Annotated in this window: 6 protein-coding genes; 2 read left to right on the forward strand and 4 right to left on the reverse strand. The window is 71.2% G+C overall.

The features are described from left to right. From CR470_RS36830 to rimP, 4 genes are all read right to left on the reverse strand, one after another. A partial coding sequence (locus CR470_RS36830; RefSeq protein WP_143663973.1) for a translation initiation factor IF-2 N-terminal domain-containing protein occupies positions 1-293 on the reverse strand: 293 nt, incomplete at its 3' end. Between the two features lie 140 nt (positions 294-433). After that, positions 434-721 carry a YlxR family protein gene (locus CR470_RS36835; protein WP_179892505.1) on the reverse strand — a complete coding sequence of 96 codons (288 nt, stop codon included), beginning with the start codon at positions 719-721 and terminating at the stop codon, positions 434-436. Positions 722-834: 113 nt separating this feature from the next. Then, positions 835-1875: a transcription termination factor NusA gene (gene nusA / locus CR470_RS36840; RefSeq protein WP_097872049.1), complete on the reverse strand. Its 1041-nt coding sequence runs from the start codon at positions 1873-1875 to the stop codon at positions 835-837. A gap of 2 nt (positions 1876-1877) precedes the next feature. Beyond that, on the reverse strand, positions 1878-2381 hold the full coding sequence (gene rimP / locus CR470_RS36845) for a ribosome maturation factor RimP (protein WP_097872051.1): 504 nt from the start codon (positions 2379-2381) through the stop codon (positions 1878-1880). 176 nt (positions 2382-2557) lie between these two features. On the opposite strand from rimP, the gene CR470_RS36850 reads away from it, so the two are divergent. Together CR470_RS36850 and CR470_RS36855 are read left to right on the forward strand one after the other, a co-directional pair. Further along, entirely contained in the window at positions 2558-3100 is a 543-nt protein-coding gene (locus CR470_RS36850) for a hypothetical protein (RefSeq protein WP_097872053.1), read from the forward strand. Continuing rightward, a partial coding sequence (locus tag CR470_RS36855; RefSeq protein ID WP_143663974.1) for a DUF4439 domain-containing protein occupies positions 3097-3261 on the forward strand: 165 nt, incomplete at its 3' end. The genes CR470_RS36850 and CR470_RS36855, both read left to right, overlap by 4 nt.

The following is a 3261-nucleotide window of genomic DNA, read 5'->3' on the forward strand; positions in this document are numbered from 1 at the left end:
AGCTTGGGGGCCGGTGCGCCGGGCTTCGGGGCAGCGGGACGTGCCGCAGCGGCCGGGGAGGGCGCTGCGGGCTTCACGGGCGCCGCCTTGCGGGGCGCACCGGGCTTGGCAGCGGACTTGCCGGCGTTGCCGCCGGGCCCCTGCAGTGCGTCGGTCAACTTACGTACAACCGGCGCCTCGATCGTCGAGGACGCCGAACGGACGAACTCACCGAGTTCTTGGAGCTTGGCCATGACGACCTTGCTCTCCACGCCGAACTCCTTGGCGAGTTCATATACCCGGACCTTAGCCACTTCGCTCCTTTTAGGTCCGGGTTACCGCCGGACCGTCGCTACTTCATGGGCGTACTCATCGCGTACTCATCGAGTGCTCATCGCAATCTCGACCTACTTCCAACTCGCGAGGTACCTGACCGCACGGGGACCCGTGCCGTTCACTTTTCTTGCGGTGCAGCCCGCTCGACGAACCGCGTCAGTGCCGCGGTGTCGAACGGCCCCTTGGCCTTGAAGGCCCGGGGGAACGCCCGGCGGCGGACCGCCAGGGCGAGACAGACAGAGACGGGGTGCACGTAAGCACCCCGGCCGGGCAGCGTACCGCGTGGATCAGGGGCGCAAGCGCCCTCGTCCACCACGATGCGCAACAGCTCGCTCTTGGCCGCTCGCTCCCGGCATCCCACACAGGTTCGCTCAGGGCAAGCGCGGGCTTGCGTCCGGCCAGACACGTTTAAGTCTACCTCCCCGTACCGACCTCGCCGCTTTGGGGCAAAAATCGAACGGATGTTGTCGTGATCTCAGCGGCGTACCGCCCAGATCTATTCCCTGGAGCCGCTCCGGGTCAACGCCTTTCCGAGCGCTCCCGGGCCCGCTCGGCCCGCTCGCGGTCGGCGCTCACGCGCTCCTCGTCCGTCTCGGTGTCCGGGCGGATGTCGATGCGCCAGCCGGTGAGGCGGGCGGCGAGGCGGGCGTTCTGGCCCTCCTTGCCGATCGCCAGCGACAGCTGGTAGTCGGGCACGGTGACGCGGGCGGAGCGGGCGCCGAGGTCGACGACCTCGACCTCGCTCACCCGGGCGGGCGACAGCGCGTTGGCGACCATCTCGGCCGGGTCGTCGGACCAGTCCACGATGTCGATCTTCTCGCCGTGCAGCTCGGCCATGACATTGCGCACACGGCTGCCCATCGGACCGATGCAGGCGCCCTTGGGGTTCAGGCCGGCGCGGGTGGAGCGCACGGCGATCTTGGTGCGATGGCCGGCCTCGCGGGCGATCGCCTCGATGACCACCGAGCCGTCCGCGATCTCCGGAACCTCCAGCGCGAAGAGCTTCTTCACCAGGTTCGGGTGGGTGCGCGAGAGCGTCACCGACGGGCCGCGGACGCCCTTGGCGACCCGTACGACATACGTACGAAGGCGCAGGCCGTGCACGTACTCCTCGCCCGGCACCTGCTCCTGGACCGGCAGCATGGCCTCCATCTTGCCGATGTCGACCAGGACGTTCTTGGGGTCCTTGCCCTGCTGGACGATGCCGGTGACGACATCGCCCTCGTGGCCCGCGTACTCCCCGAAGGTGCGGTCGTCCTCGGCGTCGCGCAGCCGCTGCAGGATGACCTGCTTGGCGGTGGTCGCGGCGATCCGGCCGAATCCGGACGGGGTGTCGTCGAACTCCTTGGGCTCCTGGCCCTCTTCGAGGTCGGCCGGGTCCTCCTTGGCCCACACCGTGACGTGGCCGTTCGCGTCGAGCTCCACGCGCGCCCGGCGGTGGCTGCCGTCGGTGCGGTGGTACGCGATGAGGAGGGCCGACTCGATCGCCCCGACAAGCACGTCGAAGGGGATCTCCTTGTCCTGCGCCAAGCCCTTCAGAAGCTTCACATCGATGTCCACGGCTACGCCTCCTCTTCCTTCTTGTCCTTGCGGTTGAATTCGATCTCCACGCGCGCCTTGGCGATCTCGTCGAAGGCGAGGCGGCGGGCGGTGGGCTTGCGGCCCTTGACGCCGGGTACTTCGAGGTCGAGCCCGTCCTCGTCGACGGCGAGGATGCGGGCGACCAGCTCACCGGAGCCGTCGCCGGCCAGGTGGAACCTGGCCAGCCGGCCGATGGCGCGTACGTAGTGGCGGTGCTCGGTCAGCGGGCGGTCCGCGCCGGGGGAGCTGACTTCCAGGACGTACTCGCCCTCGCCCATCGCGTCGGTCTCGTCCAGCTTCTCGGAGATCGCGCGGCTCAGCTCCGCGCAGGCGTCCAGCTCCACGCCCTCGTCGGAGTCCACGATGATCCGCAGCACTCCTCGGCGGCCGGCCCGGGACACCTCGATCTCCTCGAGGTCCAGCTGCTGCGCGCTGACGAGCGGTTCCAGCAACCCGCGCAGCCTCTCGCTCTGGGTGGTGCTCATCCGGGTGACTCCTCGGCCGCGTGTGCTGTTGTGGGGATCGTCGTGCGTCAGGACAAAGGGTATCCGGTCGCCAGGGGTGTTGCCGTCCGCCTGCCGCTCGGCCGCGGGTACGCTCGCCTGCGGTGATCACATCAGGACAGATCCTGTCAGGATCGGTCCAGGCTCGAAGGAGAAGCGTGCGGCGTACGGGGACGACGCGCAGGGGGGCGCTCACCGCTGCGGGAGCCCTCGCCCTGGGTGCGGTGCTGACCGGCTGCGGGGGCGGCGACGAGGCCGCGGACGGCGGGGAGCCCGCGCACTCCGGCGCGCGGGCCGCCGCCGCGAAGACCGAGAGGACCCTGCGCGAGAAGGCGGTGCGCGACGGCGCCCTCCTGCTCGCCCGGTACGACCTGGTGGCCGAGGCGCATCCGGCGACGGCGGCGGGCCTCGCGCCCCTGCGGGCGGCCGTGCGGGAGCACGGCAAGGCGTTGGCGCAGCCGCGCGCGAAGGCGAAGGAGGGCGCCGGGAAGCCCTCCGCCGCCGCACCCGGCCCGGTGTCCGCGGACCCAAAGGCCGCGGTGAAGGAGCTGGCCGCCGCCGAGCGCCGCCGGACCGACGCGTACGCCGAGGCGCTGCTGACCGCTGGACCGGAGCTGGCCCGGCTGCTGGCCTCGGTGGCGGCGGCCGCGGCGGCGCACGCGTATCTGTTGACCGAACTGGCCGAGGAGACAGCCGCATGAGCACTCGTTCCGTCCGGCCGTCCGAGGAGGACGCCGACTCCTCCGAGCTGACCGCCGCCCAGGCGGCCCTGGCCGCCGAGCACGCCGCCGTGTACGGCTACGGGGTGCTGGGCGGCCGCCTCGACGGGAAGCGGGGCGCCGAGGCCCGCGCGGCGTACGAC

This window comes from Streptomyces sp. rh34 (genome assembly GCF_002551245.1).
Taxonomy (GTDB): domain Bacteria; phylum Actinomycetota; class Actinomycetes; order Streptomycetales; family Streptomycetaceae; genus Streptomyces.